This window comes from Streptomyces swartbergensis (genome assembly GCF_002148965.1).
Classification (GTDB): Bacteria; Actinomycetota; Actinomycetes; order Streptomycetales; family Streptomycetaceae; genus Streptomyces; species Streptomyces swartbergensis.
On the sequence record NZ_NGFN01000849.1, the window covers coordinates 1 to 640 of the forward strand.

The window sequence follows — 640 nt, forward strand, 5'->3', positions numbered from 1 at the left end:
GGGATGGCACCTGCCCGCCCCGGCAGCAATGACCCGCACGGGGGGATCGGGCCTTGCGGGGCCGTAGTCACGGCCCTCCGGTTACAGCGCACCGGGCACCGCACACGTTACGCCCCCAGTGCCGGCCGCTCGCCGGAACGCGCCCGGCTGCTTCCCCCGTGTTGATCACGCCGCTTGCGGCACCAGCAGCASTGCGTCCGTATCCGTCAACTRRAACAACCGCGCCACGGCGCCAGACACCGGYTCGGACACGGAGAAACCCACCCCTCGATCMTGGCMGTGGAGGCGGGCGGCCAGCASRACGTCGAGCCCGGAGCAGTCGCAGAAGCCGACCCGGCTGCAGTCSACCTCGACACGCCGGGCACCGCTGAGCACGGCGGCCCTCAGTTCGTCTGCCAGTCGAGGRGCGGTCAGGTGGYCTATCTCGCCCKCCACCGTCACGACCGTGCGGCCGGCCACCGCCGAGCTGGATACGCGCAACCGCTCTTCCGGCTGCTGTCCTGGGGCGCTGTTCACACCGTCAGCGTTCCGGCTGCCTGATGGCAAGTCAACGGGCCACCCCGGGGCTCACACTGGCGTCCGTACTGGGAGCTTCTCACAGCGGATGCACCCCCACCCGGCCCCGGCCCCGCGCCGCACC

1 protein-coding gene is annotated in these 640 nt (G+C 71.7%); it reads right to left on the reverse strand.

The window, feature by feature from the left end:
- Positions 1-165 precede the first annotated feature (165 nt).
- The gene (locus tag CA983_RS49785) at positions 166-516 is read right to left on the reverse strand and encodes an STAS domain-containing protein (protein ID WP_086606196.1); all 351 of its coding nucleotides are present in this window, start codon (positions 514-516) and stop codon (positions 166-168) included.
- Between the last annotated feature and the right edge of the window lie 124 nt (positions 517-640).